The sequence below is a fragment of the Ornithinimicrobium avium genome, assembly GCF_003351765.1.
GTDB classification, from domain to species: Bacteria; Actinomycetota; Actinomycetes; order Actinomycetales; family Dermatophilaceae; genus Ornithinicoccus; species Ornithinicoccus avius.
This window is the reverse complement of record NZ_CP031229.1, coordinates 2,265,434-2,287,716: the sequence shown is the minus strand read 5'-3', so window position 1 is coordinate 2,287,716 and position 22,283 is coordinate 2,265,434. Positions and strand designations below refer to the sequence as shown.

Annotated in this window: 18 protein-coding genes; 8 read left to right on the top strand and 10 right to left on the bottom strand. The window is 74.8% G+C overall.

Features of this window, described 5'->3' with window-relative positions:
• Window positions 1-18 precede the first annotated feature (18 nt).
• Together DV701_RS10455 and DV701_RS10450 are read right to left on the bottom strand one after the other, a co-directional pair.
• Window positions 19-1,386 carry an IS1380 family transposase gene (locus DV701_RS10455; protein ID WP_114928255.1) on the bottom strand — a complete coding sequence of 456 codons (1,368 nt, stop codon included), beginning with the start codon at window positions 1,384-1,386 and terminating at the stop codon, window positions 19-21.
• Between the two features lie 132 nt (window positions 1,387-1,518).
• Entirely contained in the window at window positions 1,519-2,433 is a 915-nt protein-coding gene (locus DV701_RS10450) for a carbamate kinase (RefSeq protein ID WP_114928254.1), read from the bottom strand.
• A 72-nt stretch (window positions 2,434-2,505) separates the two neighbouring features.
• Here DV701_RS10450 and DV701_RS19150 point away from each other — a divergent pair, with 72 nt between their 5' ends.
• Together DV701_RS19150 and DV701_RS10440 are read left to right on the top strand one after the other, a co-directional pair.
• Window positions 2,506-4,566: an acyltransferase family protein gene (locus DV701_RS19150; protein WP_114928253.1), complete on the top strand. Its 2,061-nt coding sequence runs from the start codon at window positions 2,506-2,508 to the stop codon at window positions 4,564-4,566.
• A 56-nt stretch (window positions 4,567-4,622) separates the two neighbouring features.
• Complete coding sequence (locus tag DV701_RS10440) at window positions 4,623-5,030, top strand: toxin-antitoxin system YwqK family antitoxin (protein WP_114928252.1); 408 nt, start codon at window positions 4,623-4,625, stop codon at window positions 5,028-5,030.
• Here DV701_RS10440 and DV701_RS10435 read toward each other — a convergent pair.
• Both DV701_RS10435 and DV701_RS10430 read right to left on the bottom strand, forming a co-directional pair.
• Window positions 5,012-6,367 carry an NAD(P)/FAD-dependent oxidoreductase gene (locus tag DV701_RS10435; RefSeq protein ID WP_114928251.1) on the bottom strand — a complete coding sequence of 452 codons (1,356 nt, stop codon included), beginning with the start codon at window positions 6,365-6,367 and terminating at the stop codon, window positions 5,012-5,014. The two genes, DV701_RS10440 and DV701_RS10435, sit on opposite strands and share 19 nt — an antisense overlap.
• Window positions 6,364-7,473: a saccharopine dehydrogenase NADP-binding domain-containing protein gene (locus DV701_RS10430; RefSeq protein ID WP_114928250.1), complete on the bottom strand. Its 1,110-nt coding sequence runs from the start codon at window positions 7,471-7,473 to the stop codon at window positions 6,364-6,366. Before DV701_RS10430 ends, DV701_RS10435 begins: the two co-directional genes overlap by 4 nt.
• 105 nt (window positions 7,474-7,578) lie before the next feature.
• Here DV701_RS10430 and thpR point away from each other — a divergent pair, with 105 nt between their 5' ends.
• Window positions 7,579-8,154, top strand: a complete 576-nt coding sequence (gene thpR, locus DV701_RS10425; RefSeq protein WP_114928249.1) for an RNA 2',3'-cyclic phosphodiesterase — start codon at window positions 7,579-7,581, stop codon at window positions 8,152-8,154.
• A 55-nt stretch (window positions 8,155-8,209) separates the two neighbouring features.
• On the top strand, window positions 8,210-9,067 hold the full coding sequence (locus DV701_RS10420) for a DsbA family protein (RefSeq protein ID WP_114928248.1): 858 nt from the start codon (window positions 8,210-8,212) through the stop codon (window positions 9,065-9,067).
• A gap of 59 nt (window positions 9,068-9,126) precedes the next feature.
• On the opposite strand, the gene DV701_RS10415 is transcribed toward DV701_RS10420, so the two are convergent.
• Window positions 9,127-10,866, bottom strand: coding sequence for a metallophosphoesterase family protein (locus DV701_RS10415; protein WP_114928247.1), 1,740 nt, complete (start codon window positions 10,864-10,866; stop codon window positions 9,127-9,129).
• 70 nt (window positions 10,867-10,936) lie between these two features.
• Between DV701_RS10415 and DV701_RS10410 the strand changes: the two genes are divergently transcribed.
• Entirely contained in the window at window positions 10,937-12,607 is a 1,671-nt protein-coding gene (locus DV701_RS10410; protein ID WP_114928246.1) for an FAD-binding dehydrogenase, read from the top strand.
• 90 nt (window positions 12,608-12,697) lie between these two features.
• Window positions 12,698-13,222, top strand: coding sequence for an NUDIX hydrolase (locus DV701_RS10405; RefSeq protein WP_162802962.1), 525 nt, complete (start codon window positions 12,698-12,700; stop codon window positions 13,220-13,222).
• A 99-nt stretch (window positions 13,223-13,321) separates the two neighbouring features.
• Here the strand turns inward: DV701_RS10405 and DV701_RS10400 are convergent, their stop codons facing one another.
• Window positions 13,322-14,314, bottom strand: a complete 993-nt coding sequence (locus DV701_RS10400; protein WP_114928244.1) for an NAD(P)H-quinone oxidoreductase — start codon at window positions 14,312-14,314, stop codon at window positions 13,322-13,324.
• Between the two features lie 187 nt (window positions 14,315-14,501).
• Here DV701_RS10400 and DV701_RS10395 point away from each other — a divergent pair, with 187 nt between their 5' ends.
• The gene (locus DV701_RS10395) at window positions 14,502-16,874 is read left to right on the top strand and encodes an HNH endonuclease signature motif containing protein (protein ID WP_114928243.1); all 2,373 of its coding nucleotides are present in this window, start codon (window positions 14,502-14,504) and stop codon (window positions 16,872-16,874) included.
• Here the strand turns inward: DV701_RS10395 and DV701_RS10390 are convergent.
• From DV701_RS10390 to DV701_RS10380, 3 genes are read right to left on the bottom strand one after another with little or no spacing between them, the layout of a single operon-like run.
• On the bottom strand, window positions 16,790-18,397 hold the full coding sequence (locus DV701_RS10390) for a pyridoxal phosphate-dependent decarboxylase family protein (RefSeq protein WP_114928242.1): 1,608 nt from the start codon (window positions 18,395-18,397) through the stop codon (window positions 16,790-16,792). The two genes, DV701_RS10395 and DV701_RS10390, sit on opposite strands and share 85 nt — an antisense overlap.
• Window positions 18,394-19,812, bottom strand: coding sequence for an MFS transporter (locus DV701_RS10385; protein WP_114928241.1), 1,419 nt, complete (start codon window positions 19,810-19,812; stop codon window positions 18,394-18,396). The genes DV701_RS10390 and DV701_RS10385 overlap by 4 nt, the downstream gene beginning before the upstream one ends.
• Window positions 19,813-19,821: 9 nt before the next feature.
• Entirely contained in the window at window positions 19,822-20,595 is a 774-nt protein-coding gene (locus DV701_RS10380; protein WP_114928240.1) for an IclR family transcriptional regulator, read from the bottom strand.
• A gap of 171 nt (window positions 20,596-20,766) precedes the next feature.
• On the opposite strand from DV701_RS10380, the gene DV701_RS10375 reads away from it, so the two are divergent.
• Entirely contained in the window at window positions 20,767-21,408 is a 642-nt protein-coding gene (locus DV701_RS10375) for a Dph6-related ATP pyrophosphatase (protein WP_162802961.1), read from the top strand.
• Between the two features lie 6 nt (window positions 21,409-21,414).
• Here the strand turns inward: DV701_RS10375 and DV701_RS10370 are convergent, their stop codons facing one another.
• Window positions 21,415-22,104, bottom strand: coding sequence for an ASCH domain-containing protein (locus tag DV701_RS10370; protein ID WP_162802960.1), 690 nt, complete (start codon window positions 22,102-22,104; stop codon window positions 21,415-21,417).
• Window positions 22,105-22,283: the final 179 nt, after the last annotated feature.

Genomic DNA, 22,283 nt, shown 5'->3' with positions numbered 1-22,283 from the left:
AAGGGGCAGAAAGCGGGGTCAGGAGGGGGCGTAGGCGGCGTCGAAGAGGCCTTGCCAGGCGTCCTGCCAGGGCCAGTTCGTGGGCAGGTGCAGGTGGAGTCGCCTGGCGCGGTTGGCGATGCGGGCGGGGATCTTGATCAGCTCCTCCCGGATCGTCGCCGGGCGGGCTCGGGCGTGCGCGACCGAGGCCAGGACGCCGGCGGCGCGGGTCAGGTTGAACGCGATCGCGGCCAGCACCGTCCACGCACCGTTGGCGCAGAAGGACCCGCTGGGGGCGTGGGCGAGCGGACCGGACTTCAGATCCGCGATGACCTGCTCGACGATCGCGTGATCGCGGTGGCAGGCCTCCGCGGCCAGCATCGACAGGGGTGAGTCGGTGAACACGGCGTGGTAGCGGTAGGTGGCGAACAGCTCGTCCTGCCCTGCCTTGACCGCCTTGGGGTTGAGGCGTTTGACCCGGCGCACGATCAGCCGGGCGGTGACGTGCTCGGCCTTCTTCCGGGAGGTGAACGCGGTGTACTCGACCTCGGCCACCTGCGCATCGGAGATCCACCGTTGCTCTTGTTCGTCCCAGATCGCGTCGGTGTACTTGATGTCCACCCACGCCTGCTCGGGGATGCGGGAGATCGCGGCGGTCACGGCCGGGTCCATCCGGGCGGTCAGGGAGAACCGCGCGCCGGCCCGGCGGGCCGCGGCGACGACGTCGTGGTTGTAGTAGGCGGAGTCCGCCCGCACGGTCAGTGCGCCGGTGGCACCCGCCCGGCGGGCGGTGGCTACGGCGTCGGCGATCAACCGGGCCGCGCCGTGCGCCGAGGAGCTGTTGCCCTTGCGCAGCCTCGTGGCTGCGAGCACCGGTGCCGTCGTGGGGGTGGACAGGGTCGCGACCTGCACGTTCAGGCCCTTGACGCCGGTGTAGCCATACCCGGTGCCCTGCTTGGCGTACCCGTGGGTGGCGCGGATCGTGTCGTCGACGTCCAGGTAGGCGACCGCCCGGGCGCCGGCCAGCAGGCCCGGGACGACGGCGGCCAGGTTCACCAGGACACGGGAGGCGACGGCGTCCAGCTGGCGGACGTGGCCGAAGGTGTAGGCGCGCAGGTGGGTACCCAGCGTGGTCGGGGCCCGGTGCCCGGCGAAGACCCGGCCCATCCCGCCGTGCCGCACCAGGTCCATGTCCTCGATGCTGTCGGCACCGGCGACCATGCCCGCGACCAGGGAGCCGATCTTGAGGTCGGCGTTGGCGCCGGCCGAGCCGGCCACGGTGACGTGCTCGGCGACCAGGTCGGGCAGCCCGGCCTTCTCGGCCAGGCCCATCACCGGGACCAGGCCCGCCGTGCCGATCAGGTTCGGGTCATCGAAAACGGCGGAGATGTTGTGGCAGACTCGCACTATCGGGTGCTCCTGTTACCTGGTCGATCGGAACTGTCGCAAGTCCCATCGTCCCAGGTCACAGGGGCATTCGTGCGTTACGACCCGGCTTGGTCACCAATCACATCGGCGGATCGAGGCTGAGGGGCGGACTCAGCCGGTCGCGGTGACGTAGGTCCCCGCAGAGCCGTCCACGAGCTCCTCGGCCTCCTCCAGGTTGCCGATCGCGGCGGCGACGTCGCCGCCCTGCTCGACGAAACGGCATACCGCGTCCACCTTGGGGCCCATCGACCCCGCCGGCAGGTCCAGCCGGCGCAGCCGCTCCGGCGTCGTGCGCCGGATCTCCCGCGCCCCGGCAGTCCCGAAGCCCTCGATCACCGCGGGCACGTCGGTGAGCACCACCAGGCGGTCGGCGCCCAGCCGCTGCGCGAGGAGCGCCGCGGACAGGTCCTTGTCGATGACGGCCTCGACGCCACGGAGCTGGCCGTCGTCGGTGCGCACCACCGGCACGCCGCCGCCCCCGGCGCACACGACGATCACCCGACGCTCCAGCAGCTGGGCGATGAGGTCGGTCTCGACGATCTCCTGCGGGCGCGGCGAGGGCACCACGCGGCGCCACGCGTGGCCGTCCGCCTTCACCGTCCACCCGTGCTTCTGCGCCAGGGCCCTCGCCCTCGCCTCGTCGTAGACCTCGCCCACGAACTTCGTCGGGTCCTCGAACGCCGGGTCGTCGGCATCGACGAGCGTCTGGTTGAGCAGCCCCGCGACCTGGCGGTCCGGGCGCTCGTTGCCCATCGCCTGCACGAGCCAGTAGCCGATCAGCCCCTGCGTCATCGCCCCCAGCGCGTCGAACGGGTAGGGCTGGGACAGCCGGGCGTCGGACGCGGTCTCCATCACCAGGACCCCGACCTGCGGGCCGTTGCCGTGCGTGATCACCAGCTCGTGCTCGTCGGCCAGCCGGGCCAGGGCGCCGGTCGCCCGGCGGATGTTCGCCACCTGGGCCGCGGCGTCGGGCACCTGGCCCCGCTGCAGCAGCGCGTTGCCCCCGAGCGCCACGACGATCCTCACCGGAGCGAGTATGCCGTGCCGCTCGGGTCTGCCGCGCCGCTCACCGGCCGGAGGATCGCGTAACCTGCCGGGGTGAGCAGGGAGGTGCCGCCGCGGGGGGACGGGCAGTCGGTCCCCCGGACGGGTTTCCGGCCCGAGCTGCACGGGGTCCGCGGGCTGGCGATCGCGCTGGTCGTCCTCTTCCACCTCTTCGGACAGGGCCGGGTGTCCGGGGGCATCGACGCCTTCCTGGCGATCTCCGGCTTCCTGATGACCCTCTCCGTGGCCAGGCGGCTGGAGGACGGGTCGCTGCGGCTCACCGCATACCTCTCCCGGCTGCTGCGCCGGCTGCTCCCACCGGTCCTGCTCGTGCTCACCGCCGTGGCGGCCGCCGGCTACCTGATCGGCCCGAGCGGTCAGCAGGCGCAGCTGGTGCGCGAGCTGCGCGCCACGCTCCTCTGGGCCGAGAACTGGGAGCTCATCGCCTCCCAGCTGGACTACGCCGCGGCCGGGCCGGGCACCTCGCCGCTGCAGCACTTCTGGTCGTTGTCGGTGCAGGGGCAGTTCTACCTGATCTGGTTCGTCCTCCTCGTCGCCGCGGCCTGGCTGGGTCGCCGGCTCGGGCGGACGGTGTGGGCCTCGGCGCTCGCGGCCGTCTGCGCCGTCACGGTCGTGTCCTTCCTGTGGCAGGTCCTCGTGCTCGCCGACGACCAGCAGGTCGCGTACCTGCACACCGGTGGGCGGCTGTGGGAGCTGGGGCTCGGCGGGGTCGTGGGCCTGGTGCTGCCGCGGCTGCGGCTGCCCCGTGCCCTCAGGGTGGGGCTCGGCTGGGTGGGCCTGGTGCTCCTGGCCAGCTGCGGGTTCTTCCTGGACGGGCGGGAGCTCTTCCCCGGCCCGTGGGCGCTGTGGCCGGTGGCGGGGGTCCTGCTCGTGCTGGTCGCGGGGACCACGCACGCGCCCGGGTCGGCCGACCGGCTGCTGCACCTGGCGCCGTTCCGGTTCCTCGGTGACATCTCCTACGCCTGGTACCTGTGGCACTGGCCGCTGCTCATCTACCTGCTCCACCTCACCGGCAAGGAGGTCGCCGACCTGCGCCTCGCCGTCGTCGTGCTCGTCGTCTCGGTCCTGCTCGCCTGGGCCAGCACCCGGCTCGTCGAGGACCCGGTGCACCACTTCCTCGGCGGCCGGCAGCTACTGACGCTGGGCGGCACCGTCGGCGTGCTGGTCCTCTCCGCCCTCGTGGCCTCGGCCGTGCTGGGCCACCTGGATGCCCGCGAGCGGGCGCACCTGGCGCAGGCCGCCCGCCCCTCGGTCGACCACCCGGGCGCCGCGGTGCTCGGCCCGGGGTGGGAGGGCGTCCTGCCCGACGTGCCGCCGGTGCCGGACCTGTCGGTGGTGGGTCAGGACCTGCCCGAGGTCTACGACCTGGAGGGCTGTGTGAACACGCACCGGGACACGCCGGAGTCGGCCCTGCCGGGCCTGTGCTTCCTGGGTCCGCAGGATGCACGTCACACCGTGCTGGTGGCGGGCGGCTCGCACGTCGCCCAGTGGATGCCCGCGCTGCGCCTGGTCGCCGAGCAGGAGGGCTGGCGGCTGGCGTTCACCGAGAAGGGCGGCTGCCAGTTCCTGCCCCGCCCGGAGCCCGGCTCGCAGGACCCGGAGCAGACGGACAGCTGCTACGCCTACGACGAGAACCTCTGGCCGCTGATCGAGGACCTCGACCCTGACTACCTGTTCACCATCGGCACCACCTCGCGCCCGGTGGAGGGCGAGGCCACGCCCGAGGGCTTCCTCATCCAGTGGCGCCGCCTGGACCGGCTCGGCGTCGGGGTGCTGGCGGTGCGGGACAGCACCCGGCTGCAGGAGAAGGTCCCCGAGTGCCTGGAGCGGACCGGGTTCGACGCCGTCGCCTGCGGGCAGCCCCGCACCGAACGGCTCCGGGCGACCTCGCCGCTGCTCGAGGTGGCCGAGCTGCCCTCCAACGTCCGGTCCGTCGACCTCACCGACCGGATCTGCCGGCCCGACCGGTGCCGCGCGATCGAGGGCAACGTCATCGTCTACCGGGACACCAGCCACGTGACGGCGACCTACATGCGCTCGCTGGCGCCCTTCCTGCGGGACGCGCTCGAGGAGGCGGCGCCGGCGCTGTTCTGAGCGTCGCCGCGAGCCTCCGCGCGGCCACGACGACCCTGGCCGGGCATGATGGTCCGGTGACCCGCGAGGAGACCCCGCCCAACGCCACCGACGACCAGGGCCGCCGCACCGGCCTGTGGGAGGAGCGCGACGACCACGGCGGTGTCATGCGCGGGGAGTACCTCGACGGCCTGCGCACCGGCACCTGGCAGCACCTCTCGGCCCAGGGTCGGCTGCGGTCCGAGGGCGGGTATGCCGTGGGGGAGCTGCAGGGGTCGTGGACCTGGTGGCGGGCGGACGGCAGCCGGCTGCAGGAGGGAGCCTTCGAGGGCGGTGCGCGCAGCGGACGGTGGCGGCGCTGGTCCGCCGCCGGCGCGCTCCTCGACGAGGGTGACTACCGGGGCGAGAAGAAGGTCGGCACGTGGGTGAGCTACCACCCCGACGGCTCGGTGAGGGCCACGAAGGACTACCGCGCCCCTGCCTGAGCGGCTCGATCCGGGGGACCGGCGGCGAGCAGGACCGGGACCGGGGCCCGGGCCGTGGCCGGGGCCGGGGCGCCGGCACGGGAGAGCGGTGACGGAACGGCCGGCGGCCGGGTGCCGGTGAGGAGCACCGCGGTCAGGTCCCGGACGACGCCGGCCGCCCCGCGCCGGGTGGGCATGAAGCGCAGGAAGAAGGTCAGGCGCAGCAGCCACGCCGCGCCGCCGGTGAGCTCCATGCCGTAGAGCTCGGCGACCGAACGGCCCAGCCCGTAGGACGCCGCCTGCCCCAGCCCGCGGTAGCCGAACGGCCTGGTCGGGCGGGCCCGGAGCCGGCGTGCCAGGTTGGCGCCCAGGTGCGCGCCGGCCTTGATCGCCCACAGGGCGTTGGTCGGGACGGGCTCGCCGGTCACCGGGTGGAGCACCCGCGCGGCGTCGCCCGCGGACCAGATGCCCGGGGCGTCGACGACGGAGAGGTCGGCGGCCGTGACCAGCCGTCCTCGCGCGTCCCGGGCCAGACCCTCCGTGCCGGGCACGACCACCGGTACTTGTCCGATGGTGGCCAGGACGGTGGCGGCGGGATGGAGCGAGGCGGCCGCCGGACCGGCCGGGCCGGTCAGCACGGCCCCCCGGCCGGTGACGCGCGCCAGCCGGGTGCCCAGAAGCACGCGGACGCCCAGCCGGGACAGCTCGTGCTCCACCCGGTGGGCCAGGCGCGGGTGGCTGCCGCGCAGCTCGGGCAGCAGCTCCTCGCCGCCGTGGACGAGGAGGACCTCCAGCCGTCCGTGGCCCAGGTCGGCGACCGCGGCGGCCAGCTCGGTGCCGGCGATGCCGCCGCCGGCGACGACGACCCGGCGCCGGGGATCCTCCGGCGCGCCCTCCCGGGGCAGGTCCGCCAGCACGTCGTGCAGGTGCTCGGCGAGCCCGCCGATCTCACCGACCCCGCGCAGCGTGAAGCCGTGCTCGACCAGCCCCGGCACGGTCGTCAGCGGCTCCCGACCACCGGTGCCCACGACGAGCTCGGCATACCCGACCTGCTCGGTGGTCCCGGCGCCGTGGCGGACGAAGGAGACCGTCCGGGCCACCGGGTCGACGTGGGTGGCGCGCCCGTGGACGATGCTCGCCAGCGGGAGCGCCCCGGTGAGCGGGGTGCGGGTGCGCTCCAGCGGCAGCAGGCCGGCGACGACCTCGCCGGTGAACCCGTGGAAGCTGTGGCAGTCGTCGGCGCTGATCACGACGATCTCGAGCTCGCCGGAGCGGACCCGGGCGCCGAGGCGGCGGACGAGCTGGGCGTAGGCGTGCAGCGTCACGTAGCCGCCGCCGAGCATCACGACCCTGGTCATCGCCCGGCCTCCAGCACCGGGCGCGGCGCGGTGCCGAGGTCGACCGGGCGACCGAAGGAGGTCGGCGGGGCGGCCCCGAAGCCCAGGTGCGCCAGGCCGTGGGCGAGCTCGCGGGTCCGGTCGACCTGCTCCAGCGTCGGGACGCCGAGCGAGAAGTGGCCGCGGTGCCCGGAGAGCGCGAGCAGCGCGGTCTCGGCGAAGCAGGCGTAGGCCCGGCCGTCCGGCAGGCCGATGTTGCCGCCGAGCAGCCGCAGCGACGGGATCTCGACGACCCCGCCGTCGACGACCGTGACGTCCGGGCGCTGCTCCAGGAGGGTGGGGGAGGTGTTGCGCGGCTGGGTGGCGTCGAGCACGACCGCACCGGCCGCCAGGTGCTCCGGCCCGATGATCGCGCTGGTCGAGGCGGTGAGCAGGATGACGAGGTCCGCGCCGCCCACCTCGGCGAGGTCGTCGGTCGCCCTCGTGTCGACCCGACCGCCGCAGATGGCGTCCAGCCGGGTGACGAGCGCCTCGAGCCGCGGCCGCGACCGGGCGACGAGCGTGAGGCGGTCGACGGCCGCGTCCCTGGCCAGCAGTGCCGCAACGGCGCCGCCGACGCTCCCGGTCGCCCCGACGACCGCGACGTGCCGGTCGGCCCGCTGGTCCACGGCCGCGCCGAGGAGCAGGCGGGCCTGCAGGTCCACGGTGCTGGCGGTGAACGCGTTGCCGTTGGTCACGCCCACGTCCGTGCGGTCGCGCAGCGAGACGCCGCCTGCGGTCACGGTGGCGGTGAGCGCGCCGAGGCCGACCACGTCGGCGCCCAGGCCGGCGGCCCGGTCGACGGCGGCCGCCACCCGGCGGCGCCCCTCGCCGGGCTGCTCCAGCAGGTGCTTCGCGCCGAACGGCACGAGCACCACGTCGCCCACCCGCTGCCCGGCGACCTCCACCCCCGCCATCCGCACCGGCGGCAGCGGCAGCCGCCGCAGCGCCAGGTCGTAGAGCCGCTCGGGCCCGCTGCCCAGCGGTGCCCACACGCGGCCCAGGTCGTCGGCGATGCGGGCGCGCGGGTGGACGAGGAAGGCGAAGGTCCCGGCCCCCGTGGGCAGGTCTGTGGTGCTCGTCGTCATGGTGCTCCCCTGTCGTTCGAATTCAGCTCACGGCCTCGGGCAGTAGGGAGCCTGCGGTCGTCGGGCAGATACACGCAGGTGCCGGGCGTGGGTCACGATGGGCTCATGCGAGTCTTCGTCGCCGTCGTCCCGCCGCCGGAGGTGGTGTCCGCCCTCGAGGACCTCCTCGCACCCCGCCGCGAGGCCGTGGCGGCGCGGGAGGAGTGGCGCTGGACCCGGCCCGAGCACCTGCACCTCACCCTCGCCTTCGTCCCGGACCTGCAGGAGTGGCGCGAGGAGGAGCTGGTCGAGGAGGGCCAGCGCTACGCCGACCGCCACCGCCCGGTCGACCTGCGGCTGGCGGGCGCGGGCGCCTTCCCCGACCCCGGCCTCGCACGCGTCCTCTGGGCGGGGGTCGAGGAGGGTGAACCGGGCACCCTCGCCGCCTGGGCCAAGGGACTGCGCGCGGTCGCCAGCCATGCCGGCGCCCGGGTCGACGGCACCCGCTTCACCCCGCACGTCACGCTCGCCCGCGCGGTGGGCGGGCGGCACCCGGCAGGGCACCTGGTGCAGTCGCTGGACACGCTCCGCACCCCGGTATGGAGCGCCTCCCGCATCGACCTCGTCGCCTCCTACCTGGGTCAGGGGCCCGGGGGGACGCCGCGCTACGAGACCCGGCACAGCTGGACGCTCGGGGAGTGAGGTGCCCGGCCGACCGGCCGGCCCGACCGTCGGTCCGGTGTGAAACCCTGGCCGCGTGACCACGACCCCGCCGCCCGCCCCTGCGCCCGCGGCCAACGACAGCAGGACCGCCTCGATCGCCTGGGCCGTCGCGGTGATCGTCGTCGCCCTCGTCGTCGGGCTGATCGCCTGGCTGGCGCTGGGGCCGGACAGCCAGGGACGGGCCGGTTCCCAGCAGGCCCCGGCCACCGCCGAGGCCCCGCCCGCCGCTGAGGCCCCGGCCACCGGGGCGCCCGAGGCGCCGCCCACCGGGGCGCCCGAGGCGTCGGCCGAGGACCCCGCGGCGCAGACGCCCTCGCCCGAGCTGGCGCAGATGATGCTCTCGTTGCAGCGGCGCGACGCCGACGACCTGCTCGCCGTCGGCGACGTCGAGGCACCGGTCGTGATGATCGAGTACGCCGACTACCGCTGCCCCTACTGCGCGCGCTTCACCCTCGAGACCCGTCCCGCCCTGCAGGACCTCGTCGACGAGGGGACGCTGCGGATCGAGTTCCGCGACTTCGTCATCTTCGACGAGCAGTCGCACGCGGCAGCGGTCGCGGCCCGTGCGGCCGCCGAGCAGGGCGTGGGCCAGGAGTTCGCCGCCGCGGTCTTCGCCCGGTCCTCCTCCGGCCACGCCGAGCTCGCGCGGCGGGACCTGCTCGACGTCGCCGAGGAGGCCGGCGTGCCCGACCTCGCGAGGTTCGAGGAGCGGATGGACGCGCCCGACCTGGTGGCCGACGTCGACGCGGACACCGCCGAGGCGCGGGCCCTGGGCCTGAGCTCGACCCCGACCTTCCTGGTCAACACGACCGTCGTGCGGGGCGCGCAGCCGGCCGAGCACTTCCAGCAGGTGATCGCCAAGGAGCTGGAGCGCGCGCAGGCTGCGGACTGACGCGTCTGCCGCGGCCGGGCCGGCGCGTCGACCCGACCGCCGGCTGAACGCCATACCCCCTAGCGCCGGGGCGGCCCGCTGGTGACCGCGACGTCGTCCTGCCCCCCCGACGGGGTGTGCGTGGGGGTGCGGCTCGGCGGCGGGATCGTCAGCGTCGTGGTCTCCTCCGCGGTCGTCGAGGCCTGGTCGAGGTCCGGCGCCGCCACCATCGTGCTGGTCACCACGCCGAGGTCGGGTCCGCAGGTCCGGTCCGCCGGCGGGTCCGGCTGCAGGGTGCGGCCGTTGATCATGCGGATGTCGTCGTACTGCGGCCGCCCCGAGACCAGGTTGCGGTAGCTGTAGCGGATCAGGCTGACGATCGAGCAGTCCTGCCCCATCGACAGGATGTCGAAGCTGTAGGGATGTCCCTGCAGCTCACCGGCGGTCTCGGGGTCCTCCTGAGCGGCCTGCTGGGCCTCCTCGGTCAGCGGCGGCAGCCGGAACTGGTTGACCAGCCCGCCGCCCGTGAAGGACCCCATCTGCACGTGGCCGCGCTGCAGGGCGGCCACGTGCATGTGCCCGTTGAGCGTGACGCCGGTGGCGGTGACCCGGTCCGCGGCGTAGGGCTCGTGGGTGACGACGAGGTCGGTCGGCGTCAGCCCCGCGGTGGCCTTCTCGAAGGCCTGCGCGGCGGCGACCTGCTCGGCGCCGAAGTCGTCGCTGCGCTCGTTGTAGTAGCGCGGGTCGTTGAACCCGCTGATCGTCACCCCGTTGACGCCGACCTCGACGTAGTCACCCGCGGTCGGCTCGAGGAGCACCACGTTGGGGATCCGGGACAGACGGTCCAGCACCGCCTCGTCGTCCCTGGAGGCCCCGTCGTGGTTCCCGCGCACGAAGATGTAGGGCACGCCGAGGCTCTCGATCCCGTCGTAGATCCCGGTGAGCACGCCTTCCCTCGCCTGGCCGAAGTTGAGCAGGTCCCCGGCGTCGATGACCGCGTCGATGCCCTCGGACGCCACGATCTGGCGCATCAGCGGGTACTGGTTCATCCCGTGGATGTCGCTGACCAGCAGGAACTTCGCGGCGGAGGGCGCCTGGGTGGTGCCGGGGGTGAACTCCTGGCGCAGGGCGTCGGAGAGCGCCAGCAGGTTGGTCACGTAGACCGCGCCGTGGTCGGCGTTGCTGGTCAGCTCGGTGAGGATGGACCGGTTGGTCTGGACCAGCGAGAGCAGCGAGGTGGCGCGGAACTGGGCCACCTTCTCGGTGCGATAGGTCAGGTATGCCGCGGTGCCCGGTCCGAGGGTCGCGACCAGCGTGGCGACGGTCGCCGCCGCGACGACCCTGCCCAGGTGGTGGGGACGGGCGACCGTGTAGGTGAGGAAGACGAGCAGCGAGGTCACCAGCGCGCCGAGGGCGAACTTCCAGGCGACCTCCTGCACCCCGGAGTCGATCGCGGCGCGCAGCTCCTGCTGGCTGGGCTCCAGGCTCGCGGTGCTGAGCCGGCCGCTGCGCAGCAGGTCGGTGACCTCCTCGCGCACCGAGACCTGCGCGTCCAGGCCGGGCGCCGGCAGCGGGCCGTCGAAGCTCATGATGACGTCGCCGACGACCATCGGAAGGTTGACGGTGGAGCTGAGCGACGGGGAGACGGAGACGTCGGCGGCGAAGTACTGCGTCTGGGTGTGCACGGGCCACAGCTGGGTGGCCGAGACGCCGCCCATGAAGGCGACGACGGTGAGCAGGGCCAGCACGGCGCCGCGTCGCAGCCCGGCGATCATGCCGGGCGGCGGCGCGAACGAGCGTCGGCCGTCACGGGTAGCCATCGGTCGCCAGGGTAGTCGGCGAGGCTGGGATCGCCACCCCGGCGCCCGCCCCTGCCGCTACCCTCCGAGCATGGATGCGGACGTCGTCGTCGTCGGAGCCGGGCTCGCCGGGCTGGTCGCCACCGCGGAGCTCGTCGCCGCCGGGCGCCGCGTGGTCCTGGTCGACCAGGAGCCGGCGAGACATCTCGGCGGCCAGGCCTGGTGGAGCTTCGGCGGGCTGTTCCTCGTCGACACGCCCGAGCAGCGGCGGATGGGGATCCGGGACAGCGAGGACCTCGCCTGGCAGGACTGGCGTGGGACGGCCGGCTTCGACCGCCTCGACGGCCCCGGCGCCGAGGACCGCTGGGGCAGGCGGTGGGCCCGCGCCTACGTCTCCTGGGCGGCGGGGGAGAAGCGGGCCTGGCTGCGGGAGAAGGGGGTCGGGCTCTTCCCCGTCGTGGGGTGGGCCGAGCGCGGCGACGGCAGCGCGACCGGGCACGGCAACTCGGTGCCGCGCTTCCACATCACCTGGGGCACCGGCCCTGGCGTGGTCGAGCCCTTCGAGCGGGAGGTGCGGGCCGGGGTCGAGGCCGGTCTGGTGCAGCTGCGCGGCCGGCACCGGGTCACCGGGCTGGTCCTGACCGACGGCGCGGTCACCGGCGTGCGCGGACAGGTGCTCGCCGAGGACGACGCCGGGCGTGGCGCCCCGACCTCGCGGGAGCCGGTCGGCGACTTCGAGCTCGCCGCGCAGGCGGTCGTGGTCACCAGCGGTGGCATCGGTGCCGACGAGGAGCTGGTGCGGCGGTGGTGGCCGGAGCGTCTGGGCACGCCGCCCCGGGAGATGGTGACGGGGGTGCCGGCCTACGTCGACGGGTCGATGCTGGGCCCCGTCGAGAAGGCCGGGGCCCGGCTGGTCAACCGGGACCGGATGTGGCACTACGTGGAGGGTCTGCCCAACCACACGCCGGTCTGGCCGGGGCACGGCATACGCATCCTTCCCGGACCCAGCTCGCTGTGGCTGGACGCGACCGGGCGGCGCCTGCCCTTTCCGTTCCTCCCCGGGTTCGACACCCTCGGGACCCTCGCTCACCTGCGGCGCAGCGCGCCCGAGCACGACCACTCGTGGTTCGTGGCGACCACGACGATCCTGGGCAAGGAGTACGCCCTGTCCGGCTCCGAGCAGAACCCCGACCTCACCGGCCGGTCCGTGCGGCAGGTGCTCGGCCGGGTGACGACCGACGTGCCCGCGGCGGTCCAGGCGTTCGTCGACCACGGTGCGGACGTCGTGCGCGCCGCGACCGTCGAGGAGCTGGTCGCGGGCATGAACGCGTTGGTCGGCCAGGATCTCGTGCACGCCGGCCCGGTGCGCGAGCTGGTCGAGGCGCACGACCGCGAGCTGGCCAACGACTACGGCAAGGACGTGCAGACCGCGCTGGTGCGCGCCGCCCGGCGCTCGCGGGGCGACCGGCTGGTGCGCACGGCGCCGCCGCACCGCTTCCTCGACCCCAGGCACGGCCCGCTCGTGGCGGTGCGGCTGCGCGTGCTCACCCGCAAGACCCTCGGCGGCGTGCAGACCGACCTGGACGCCCGCGCGCTCGGGACCTCCGGCGAGCCGCTGCCCGGGCTGTATGCCGCCGGCGAGGTCGCCGGGTTCGGCGGCGGCGGGGTGCACGGCTACCGCTCGCTGGAGGGGACCTTCCTGGGCGGATGCCTCTTCAGCGGACGCCGAGCGGGGATGGCCGCGGCTGCTGCCGTGCGCTGACCCCTGCCGACCGGCGACACGGTCGGCACGCCCGGGTGGGCGGGCCGCGTCAGGGAGTGCACGTCATACCCGTGTGGTTGGGTGAACCCTGTGGACCTGCAGACCGTGCGACGCAAGGCAGGCACCGCCGCGCTGGTCAGCTTCCGGCTGCTGCCGGGCCCGTTGAAGCGCGCCGCGGTGCGGATCGGTGCGCCGACCTACACCGCAGGCGCCGTCTGCGTGCTCGAGCACGACGGCGAGGTGCTCGTGCTGTGGCAGCCGCACCGGCTGGGCTGGAGCCTGCCCGGCGGGCTGCTCGGTCGGGGCGAGGCCCCCGCCGAGGCGGTGCGCCGCGAGGTCGCCGAGGAGATCGGCATCGACATCGACCCGGGTGACCCGGTCGTCGTCCGCGTGGACCACGTGGAGCAGGGCATCGACGTCGTCTTCCACGTGCGGCTGGACGCGCGGCCGCAGCTCTCGCTCGCGACCGAGGCGCGCAAGGCGAGATGGTTCGCGCCCGGTGAGCTCACGGAGCACCAGGCCGACCGCGACACCCGCGGCATACTCGAGACGCTGCGCACGGCGAGGGACGCGCCCAGGCCGGGTCGGCTCATCGGGCCGGCCGCGCAGGACTGAGCAACCCGCCCGGACGCAGGTCCGGTGGCCCGCTGGTGCCCCTCCGGCCCCTCCGGCCGGCCACCTCTTGCCCGTGCGGGCGTCCCCGTCGGCTGAGGGCTAGCTCTGGCGCACGCCCAGCAGGATCTTGCCCACGTGACCCGACGCCTCCATCTCGGCGTGCGCGGCGGCCGCGTCGTCGAGCGGGTGGCGCGACTGGATCACGGTCCGCACCCGCCCTTCCTCGATCCACGGCCAGACCCGCTCTCGCACCTGCGTGACGATCTCGGCCTTGGCCTCCAGGGAGCGGGAGCGCAGCGAGGTGGCGATGACCCGGCCGCGCTTGCGCAGCAGGGTGCCGAGGTCGAGCTCGGCCTTGGTGCCGCCGAGCAGACCGATGACGACGAGCCGGCCGTCGGGGGCGAGGGCATCGAGGTTGCGGGCGAGGTACTTCGCGCCGACCACGTCGAGGATCACGTCTGCCCCGCGTCCGTCCGTGGCCGCCGTGATCTCCTCGACGAAGTCCTGACTCGTGTAGTCGATCAGCACCTCGGCGCCGAGCTCGCGGCACGCGTCGAGCTTCTGCTGCGACCCGGCGGTCACCGCGACCCTGGCCCGGAGCGCGCGCGCCACCTGGATCGCCATGGTGCCGATGCCGCTGGAGCCGCCGTGGAGCAGGACCGTCTCGCCCCCGCGCAGCCCCGCCTCCATCACCAGGTTGTTCCACACCGTGCACGCGACCTCGGGCAGCGCGGCGGCGTCGGCCAGCCGGACCCCGGCAGGGACGCGCAGGAGCTGGCCGACGGGGACGGCGACCTGCTCTGCATACCCTCCCCCGGAAAGCAGTGCACAGACCTCGTCGCCGACAGCCCAGCCCGACCCCTCGGTGCCGGGACCGAGGGCCGCGACCCGGCCGCTGACCTCCAGCCCGGGCAGCTCGGAGGCGCCCTCCGGCGGCGGGTAGTAGCCCTTTCGCTGCTGCACGTCCGCCCGGTTCACGCCCGCCGCGACGACGTCGACGAGCACCTCGCCGGGTCCCGCGGTGGGCGGCTCCACGTCCGCGGGGACGAGGACGTCGGGGCCGCCGGGCTCGTTGATGGTGATGGCTCGCATGGCATCGACGCTACGTCAGGGACGGTCCGGCGGGGTGGTGGCCCTCGCCGACCACACGGATTCCTGACCGGCTGGGGACGCGCTGTGGAAAACTCGGGGGTATGTCGTACGGGTGTTCTAGTATGAGGTATGCCCGGCAGGTAGGGGAAGGGCCGGGCGGAGGAGGACACCGGAAGGGGTGAGGGGCATGGCGGCGCTGCTGTCCGAGGAGCGGGACGTCCCGGGCGAGGACGCCCGAGAGGTGCTGCGGGAGGCACTCGACCTGCTGGGGCTGGACGAGGACCTGGCCGGTCCGTGGCTGGAGGGCGTGGTCGCGCAGGCGGTCCAGGAGGGCGGTGCGCACCCGTCGGTGGATCCTCCGGCCGACGGGCTCGGGGTGGTCGCCGGCATGGTGGCGATGGCGCGGGCGAGGTGCGGGGTGGACGCCACGGTGCTGGTGTCCGTGCAGGACCTGGTGCTGCGCACGGGGGAGGTGCTGCTGCGGGAGCGGGGCGTGGGGGAGCCGACGGACCTGGGCATCACCCGGCGGAGGGCCTGGCGGGCAGAGGTCAAGGCCTCGGTCGCCGGTGAGCTGCAGGTCGCCCTGGGGGTCGGGGTGACCGAGGCGCGGCAGCTGGTCGCGGTGGCCTGCCTGCCGGGATCCCTGCGCGCACCGGTGCTGAGGGCGCTGCGCCGAGGGGAGGTGCACTGGGCGCTGGTACGCAGGTTCCAGTCCAAGACCTCCAGGCTGGAGGTCGCGGACGCGACCGCGGTGGCGCAGGCGTTGTTCGGGACCGATGCGGACCTGGCGGCGGTGGAGCGGCTCGATCCGGACGGTGACCTGACCTCGCGGCCCTGGCACCAGGCGGAGTACTACGCGGCGTTGGACCGTGAGGTCGCCCGCTACCTGCAGCAGGACGAGGAGGCCGCCACCAAGGAGCGGGAGCTGGCGCACCCCGGTCGCGGGACGGGTCTGGAGGTGCACGAGGACGGCACGGCCACGTTCACCGTGACCGGGTCGCTGGCCACGATGGTGGCGTTCAGCGCTCGGATCGAGGGGATGGCCCGTCGGTGCCGCAAGGCCGGTGACGAGCGGACCCTGGCCCAGCTGCGGGCGGACATCGTGGCCTGCCTGCTGATCTTCGGCGTGGTGGACCTGCCGGGTCCCGACGAGGACGACCCGGACGCGATCGTCACCCCGGCCGACGTGGAGGCACTGCGCTCGATCGTCGAGGCCACGCCGGCCGGCCAGGTCGAGCTCGTCGTCCCCTGGGACGCACTGCTCGGACGGGTCGTCTGCCCCCGCTGCGATGGCCGGCCCGTCGGCCCCGTCGGCCCCGTCGGCCCCGTCGGCGGCGGCCCGACCCTCGGCGGCGGCCCGACCGTCGGCGGGTCCACGCGGTCCGGTGAGAGCACAGCCACCCGGGCCGGGGACGCCTTCAGCATGCCTCCGCTTCCGGGTGCCTCACCGCGGCACGACCTGCACACCGACGACCGGCCGCGATCCCCGGACGACCGGCCGCGATCCCCGGACGACTGGCCGCGATCCCCGGACGACTGGCCGCGATCTCCCGACGAGGGGCCTCCATCGGCGACGGACGATGGTCCTCCAGCGCCGGTCGGCGACGAACCTGGGCAGGACGACCAAGAGCACAGACGCCAGGACGACCAACAGCACAGACAGCCGGACGAGCAACGCAACAGGCGGCGGCGCACGGAGGCGCGACCACGAGGTGTGGGTGAGCTGCGCGGGTTTCCGGCCGGGTGGGTGAGCCCTGCCCAGGCGCGGGTGATCGCGCTGCGGCCCGGCTCGACGTTCTACCGACTGCTGACCGACCCGGCCGACGGTCGGTGCATCGAGCGCACCGTCGCCCGCTACGCCCCGGACGCAGACATGCGCCGCCAGATCCGCGCGGCCGACGTCTACGGCCGCGGCCCGGGCTGTCGCCGGCCGGCGTCCGCGTGCGAGCTGGACCACGAGCACGAGCACGCCGACGGCGGGCCGACGACCGAGGTCAACCTCAACGCCAAGTCCAGGCTCGACCACTGGCGCAAGACCAAGAAGCTGGTCCGCACGGTCATGACGCCCCGACGGGACCTGACCTGGACCACGCTGCTGGGACAGGTCGCCCGGACCCGCGCCCACGACTACCGCCAGTACTCCGACGCCTTCGACCGTCTCGCCCCCGAGCCCGGTCGCGCCAGCCGGACGGGCGCGGCCGACCTGGCCGCCCGGCGGGACCTGGCCAACCAGCTGCTCTACGCCGCGATGGTCTCCCGCGCGGACGGGGAACGGACCGGCGCCGAGGACGACATCCCCGGCTCGGAGGACTGGCTGATCCTCGGCGACTGGCGCACCGCCACCCACCGTGACGCCGACGGTGGCCGTCGACCGGGACTGCCACCACGACCGATCACCCCCGAGGAGATCCTCGGCCTGGTCGACGAGAGCACAGAAGGTTCAGGCGGCGGCGGGCAAGACAGTGGCAGCGAGGATCACGGCCGCGACGGTGGCAAGGATGACCGGGACGGTCGAGGGAGGGGATGGACATGCCCCGACGACACGCCACCGCCGTTCTGAGCGGGACCGTGCGCCTGCCGCGGTGCAGTGAACGCGGCGAGGAACTGGCGGAGCAGCTCGGCCGACTGCTCTCTCGGCAGCGCCTCGATGAGTGCCAGCACCATGGTCAGGTCGAGCTCGCCCCCGGCACGGGCAGCCTCGGCCAGCGCCTGCGGATCGGGTATGCCGTGCGGCCCGGCAGGTGCCGTGGTCCTGGCCGTGGTGTCCTGACCGGCACCCCCGGCCTCCGCCCCTTGTCCGCCGCCCGACGACCGCCCGCGCACCTCGTCGGCGGCCTCCCGCAGCGCCACCACCAGGTCGGGGAGCACGTCCTCGGTCACGGGCGTCATCGTCAGGTGCGTGGAGCGGGGGAGCACGGTCCCGTCGGCCTGCGTCATCCCGGGCTGCCCCTGCAGCACGAAACCACGCCTGGCTACCGCGGCGGCCCACGCGTGCGGGTCCACCCGTCGCTCCGGCGGCAGGGCATCGTCCGCACCGACCGCCAGGAGCGGCCCGACCGGGTCGGCGAGCACGCGCAGGCCCTCGACGTCCTCGACCGCGGCCCGCACGGCGGCGGTCGCCCGGACGGTCCGGCCGGTCAGCTCGACGTACCCGTCGGCACCCAGCGCCCCGACCACCGCCCAGGCGGCGGCGAGCGACGTCGCCGAGCGGGTGCCCAGCAGCGTGGGGTTGACGACCGGGTAGCCGGGCCAGCCGGTGAGGGCGAAGTAGCGGGCCCGGTCCAGCTCGCCGTCGGCGAAGAGCAGGAGCGAGGCACCCTTGGGCGCGAAGCCGTACTTGTGCAGGTCTGCGCTGATGCTGCTCACCCCGGGGACGGCGAAGTCCCACGGCGGGACGGGTCCGCCGCCGGCCGCCTCCCACCAGGGCAGCACCAGGCCACCGATGCAGGCGTCGACGTGGCAGGGGATCCCGCGCTCGGCCGCGGCGCCGGCGACCTCGGCCACGGGGTCGACGACGCCGTGCGGGTAGGACGGCGCCGAGACGACCACGAGCGCCACGTCGGGCTGATCGAGCGCCGCGACCATCCGGGCGGCGCAGGGACGGCCCGTCGCCGGGTCGACGGGGACCACGACGACCTCCAGGCCGAAGACGTGGGCAGCCTTGTGGAACGCCGCGTGCGCGCTCGCCGGCAGCACCAGCCGCGGTCGCGCAGCCGTCGCGTCCTGAGCGTTCCGGGCCCATCTCTGCCGCGCCGCGAGGACCGCGAGCAGGCAGCTCTCCGTGCCGCCGGAGGTGACCGACCCGGTCACCTCCGGCCCGTGCAGCATCTCGCGCCCGAACCGCACCAGGTCACCCTCGAGCAGCGCGACCGAGGGAAAGGTCGTCGGGTCCAGGCCGTTGACCCACAGCATCTGTTGGGCAGCCTCGCCCGCCAACCGGTCCAGGTCGGGCCGCCCGCTGTCGTAGACGTAGGACAGCACGCGCCCGCCGTGGGTCGGTGCGTCGTGCGACCGGTATGCCGTGAGCCGCCCGAGCAGCTCTTCGGCCGACGGGTGCGCAGGGTCTGGGTCGAGACCGGTCACAGGGCCACCTCCGGCTCCTCGTAGCGGCGCAGCAGCACCAGGCTCACGGCGACCAGCACCGCCGGGGCCACCGAGAAGGCGAGCACGACGGCCGAGAGGGCTGCGGGCGGCTGCTCCGCCGGCACGCCGGCGGCGCTGGACACGAACCCGCCCAGCGCCAGCATGAGCAGCACGAGCACCGGCCCGCTGGCCAGTCCGGCCGTCTCGCCGGCGGTCCACAGCCCGCTCATCGCACCGCCCTGCTCCCGGCCCGCACGGCTGATCACGTCGGGCAGCATCGCCAGCGGGAAGAGCTGCATGCCGGCATAGGCGAGGCCGGCGACGGCGACGCACGCGTACGCCCACCAGTCCGGTGCCACCGGCATCGCCACCAGCGCGAGCGCGGCACCGATGAAGAGCACGGAGGCCACGGTGAGGGACCGGGCCTTGCCGCGGCGCGCGGCATACCAGGTCCACAGCGGCATGACCAGGAGCGCCGGACCGACGAGCGCCGCGAACAGGAAGGTCAGCGCGGCCTGCGACCCGAGGGTGTAGGTGGCGACGTACTGCGCGGCGGCGAGCATCATGCCGGTCGCCACCGCCTGGAGCACGAACACCCCGAGGAGCACCCGGTATGCCGTGTGCTCGCGCAGGGCGTGCAGGCCCGCCCGGTAGCCGGTGGCCAAGGTCGGCACGGCCTCGCTCCCCGCGTCGTCGGCGGGTGGGAGGTCGGCCCCTGCGACGTCGGCCCCGGCGACGTCGGTCCCTGCGAGATCGGTCCCGGCGACGTCGGTCGGCGCGGTGAGCCCCCGGGTGCCGAGCACCGTGCCGAGCATGCCCACGAGCAGGAGCGCGGCCACGACGATCCCCATCAGCAGGTAGCCGCGCGGGCCGCCACCGGCGGCGTCCCGCACCGCCGGTCCGCCGGCGCCCACGACGAGGATCGTCAGCGCCAGGGCCGCGATCCGCCAGCCGAGCAGCCGCGTCCGCTCCCGGTAGCCGTCGGTCAGGTCGGCCGGCAGCGCGATGTAGGGCACCTGGAACAGGCTGAACGAGGTCGTCGCCAGCAGGAACGCGACCACCACCCAGGCCGCGGAGGCCCACGGGCCCAGCGTCGTCGGCGCCGCGAAGGTCGCGACGAAGCCCACCGGCAGGGTGAGCGCCCCCAGCGTCATCAGCCGGGTCCGCGTCGACCGGCGGCGCAGCTCGTGGTCCGACCACGACCCGACGACCGGGTCGATCGCCACGTCCCAGACCTTGGGCAGCGCGACGGCGACCGAGGCGAGCAGCGCGGGGACGGCGAGGGTGTCGGTGAGGTAGTAGGCGAGCACCAGGCCCGGAAGCGTGCCGAACCCGCCCGTGCCCACGCTGCCGGCGGCGTAGCCCGCGACCGCGCGGCGCGGGACCCGCTCCCGGCGCAGCCCGACGTCCGTCATGCAGCGACCCTAGTGTGCACGGGCTTCCCGACGTCCCATCCGCCGCGACACCTCCTGCGCCGTGCGCCGTACCTTCCCCACGACCTGCTCCCGCGCCGCCCCCGCCAGGTGCGTGCTCTCGGCGGTCACCGCGACGGCGGCGACGGGGTGACCCGCGGGGTCGAGCACCGCGGTGGCGACCGAGTCCAGACCGGGGGTGACGAGTCCCTCCTCCACGGCATACCCGCGGGTCCTGGTCCGGGACAGGTGGGGGCGCAGCGTCGACAGCGACGTGGGCCCGACCCCGTGGCGCTGCACGAAGGCGTCGGCCGACGGGAAGAGCGCCCGCACCTGCGCGGCGGGCAGGGCGGCCAGGATCGCCAGGCCGGTCGCCGTCAGCGAGGCCGGTAGCCGCACGCCCAGGTCGCTGACCAGGGAGGGGCGTCCGGCGACCCGTTCCTCGACGACGTAGACCACGTCGCGCCCGTGGAGCACCCCGAGGTGGGCGTTCTGGCCGGTCGAGTCGGCCAGCCGGGCCAGGACGGGGCGCGCCAGCCGCTGCAGCGGCGCGTGCCGGGTGTAGGCCGACCCCAGCTCGAAGGCCGTCACCCCCAGCCCGTAGCGCCGCTCCTCCGGCAGGTGCAGCACGAACCCGCGGTCCACGAGCACGGCGAGCAGGTGGTAGGTCGTGGAACGGGGCAGTCCCAGCTCCCGCGCGATGCTCGCCGCCGGCAGCGGCGAGGCGTGCTGCGCCAGCAGCACGAGCACGTCGAGCGCGTGCGCCGCGGCGGGTGCGTTGGCCATCCGGTCAGTATGCCGTCGCGCCCCGGTGCCGCGCCGGGTCCGGCTGCTGCGCCGCCGCGGTCGGCTGCACCACCGCCGCGCGGTCGGGGGCACCTTCCGGGCCGGCTCGGGGCCGCCCTCCTAGGATCGGAGGAGGCGCGGACGGTCCGCGGCGAGGACAGGATGGTGCGGATGGCAGGGCTGTACTGCTCGTGGAGCGGCGGCAAGGACTGTGCGGCGGCGCTGCACGAGGTGTGGCGGCGCGAGGACCCCGCCCTGCTGCTGACGATGCTCACCGAGGACGGCGAGCGCTCGCGCTCGCACGGCCTGCACCGCGACGTGCTGGTCCGGCAGGCGGAGGCGATCGGGGTGCCGATCCGCTTCGCGGCGTCGTCCTGGTCGGAGTATGCCCAGGCCCTCCTCGGCCTCGTGCGCGGCGCCGCGCAGGACGGGTTCACCACCGGCGTCTTCGGGGACCTGGACGTCGAGGGTCACCGTGAGTGGCAGCAGCGGCTGGCCCGCGAGGCGGGCACCACCGCGCTCCTGCCGCTGTGGAAGCGCGACACCACCGGGCACGCCCGGTCGGTGGTGGACCAGGGATTCCGCGCGATGATCGTCGCCGTCAAGGACAAGATGGTCCCGCTCGACCTGCTCGGCCGGGTGATGGACGAGCAGGTCGTCGCCGAGCTGCAGGCGGCCGGGGTCGACCCGTCGGGGGAGTACGGCGAGTTCCACACGGTGGTCGTCGACGGCCCGCTCTTCGGGCGCCCGCTCGTCCTCGAGCAGGGGGAGCGCACGCTGCGCTCGGGGATGTGGTTCCTCGACGTGCGCTGAGCGCTCCTAGAGCAGGCCGGCCCGCCTGGCCGCCCGGCGCGCCCTGGCGGGCACGAGCACCACGAAGCGCTCCAGCACGAGCATCGTCCCGTCGGTGAGCTCGTGGTCCGCCGGCGCGTGCTCGCTGAAGAACCGCCGGTGCTCCGCGCGCCACTGCGCCAACGACCCGAACCCCTCGCGCAGGGCGTGCGCCTCGTCGACCTCGCCGTAGGGCACGAGCTCCACGTGCGTCGTCCGGATCAGCGCCCTGGGCACGTCCTGGCCGTCGACCACGATCGACAACGACCCGGGGGCCGGCAGCGCCAGGTCGAGCCGGGTCCTGGTCAGGGTGTCGCCGCCGTGGCCGCGGGCACCGTCCCCACCGTGGTCCACCTCACCGTGGTCCACCTCACCGTGGTCCACCTCACCGAGGTCCAGCTCACCGCCGTCCGCCTCACCGCCTGGCTCCTCCCGCTCGGCCTCCGCCCGGGCGCGCGCCTCCTCCTCGTAGTCCCACAGCGCGCTCGTCGTCGCAGTCTTGCGCCCGGCGAGCACCTGCGCCAGCAGCCGGTCGGCCTCGAGCGGGGCGGCGCCGAACGACCACGCCGGCGGGGGAAGCGTGTCGGCGGCCGTCGCCCCGAGGTAGCCGGCGACCGGGTTGATCCCGCCCCGCAGCCGTGCGTCCGCCCAGAAGGCGCTGATCAGGGCGTCGTCCATGGCGACCAAGGTAGAGGGTGGCCCTGGGAGCGGCGGCACCGGCCGCTGCCCGTACGCAGGGCGCCGGCGCGCCACGCCCGGCGCCGGCGCGCCACGCCCGGCGCCGCCTCGGACGCCGGTCCTGTCTCGCATCCCAGACGGATAGGCCGTCCCCCGCGTCCTTCCTGCGCGCAGGAGGG

Bases quoted from the DNA above. Each gene is read 5' to 3' on its own strand.
- DV701_RS10435 (WP_114928251.1), bottom strand. From the start codon at position 6,367: ATGACCAGGGTCGTGATGCTCGGCGGCGGCTACGTGACGCTGCACGCC.
- DV701_RS10430 (WP_114928250.1), bottom strand. From the start codon at position 7,473: ATGACGACGAGCACCACAGACCTGCCCACGGGGGCCGGGACCTTCGCC.
- thpR (WP_114928249.1), top strand. From the start codon at position 7,579: ATGCGAGTCTTCGTCGCCGTCGTCCCGCCGCCGGAGGTGGTGTCCGCC.
- DV701_RS10415 (WP_114928247.1), bottom strand. From the start codon at position 10,866: ATGGCTACCCGTGACGGCCGACGCTCGTTCGCGCCGCCGCCCGGCATG.
- DV701_RS10410 (WP_114928246.1), top strand. From the start codon at position 10,937: ATGGATGCGGACGTCGTCGTCGTCGGAGCCGGGCTCGCCGGGCTGGTC.
- DV701_RS10400 (WP_114928244.1), bottom strand. From the start codon at position 14,314: ATGCGAGCCATCACCATCAACGAGCCCGGCGGCCCCGACGTCCTCGTC.
- DV701_RS10395 (WP_114928243.1), top strand. From the start codon at position 14,502: ATGGCGGCGCTGCTGTCCGAGGAGCGGGACGTCCCGGGCGAGGACGCC.
- DV701_RS10385 (WP_114928241.1), bottom strand. From the start codon at position 19,812: ATGACGGACGTCGGGCTGCGCCGGGAGCGGGTCCCGCGCCGCGCGGTC.
- DV701_RS10380 (WP_114928240.1), bottom strand. From the start codon at position 20,595: ATGGCCAACGCACCCGCCGCGGCGCACGCGCTCGACGTGCTCGTGCTG.
- DV701_RS10375 (WP_162802961.1), top strand. From the start codon at position 20,767: ATGGCAGGGCTGTACTGCTCGTGGAGCGGCGGCAAGGACTGTGCGGCG.
- DV701_RS10370 (WP_162802960.1), bottom strand. From the start codon at position 22,104: ATGGACGACGCCCTGATCAGCGCCTTCTGGGCGGACGCACGGCTGCGG.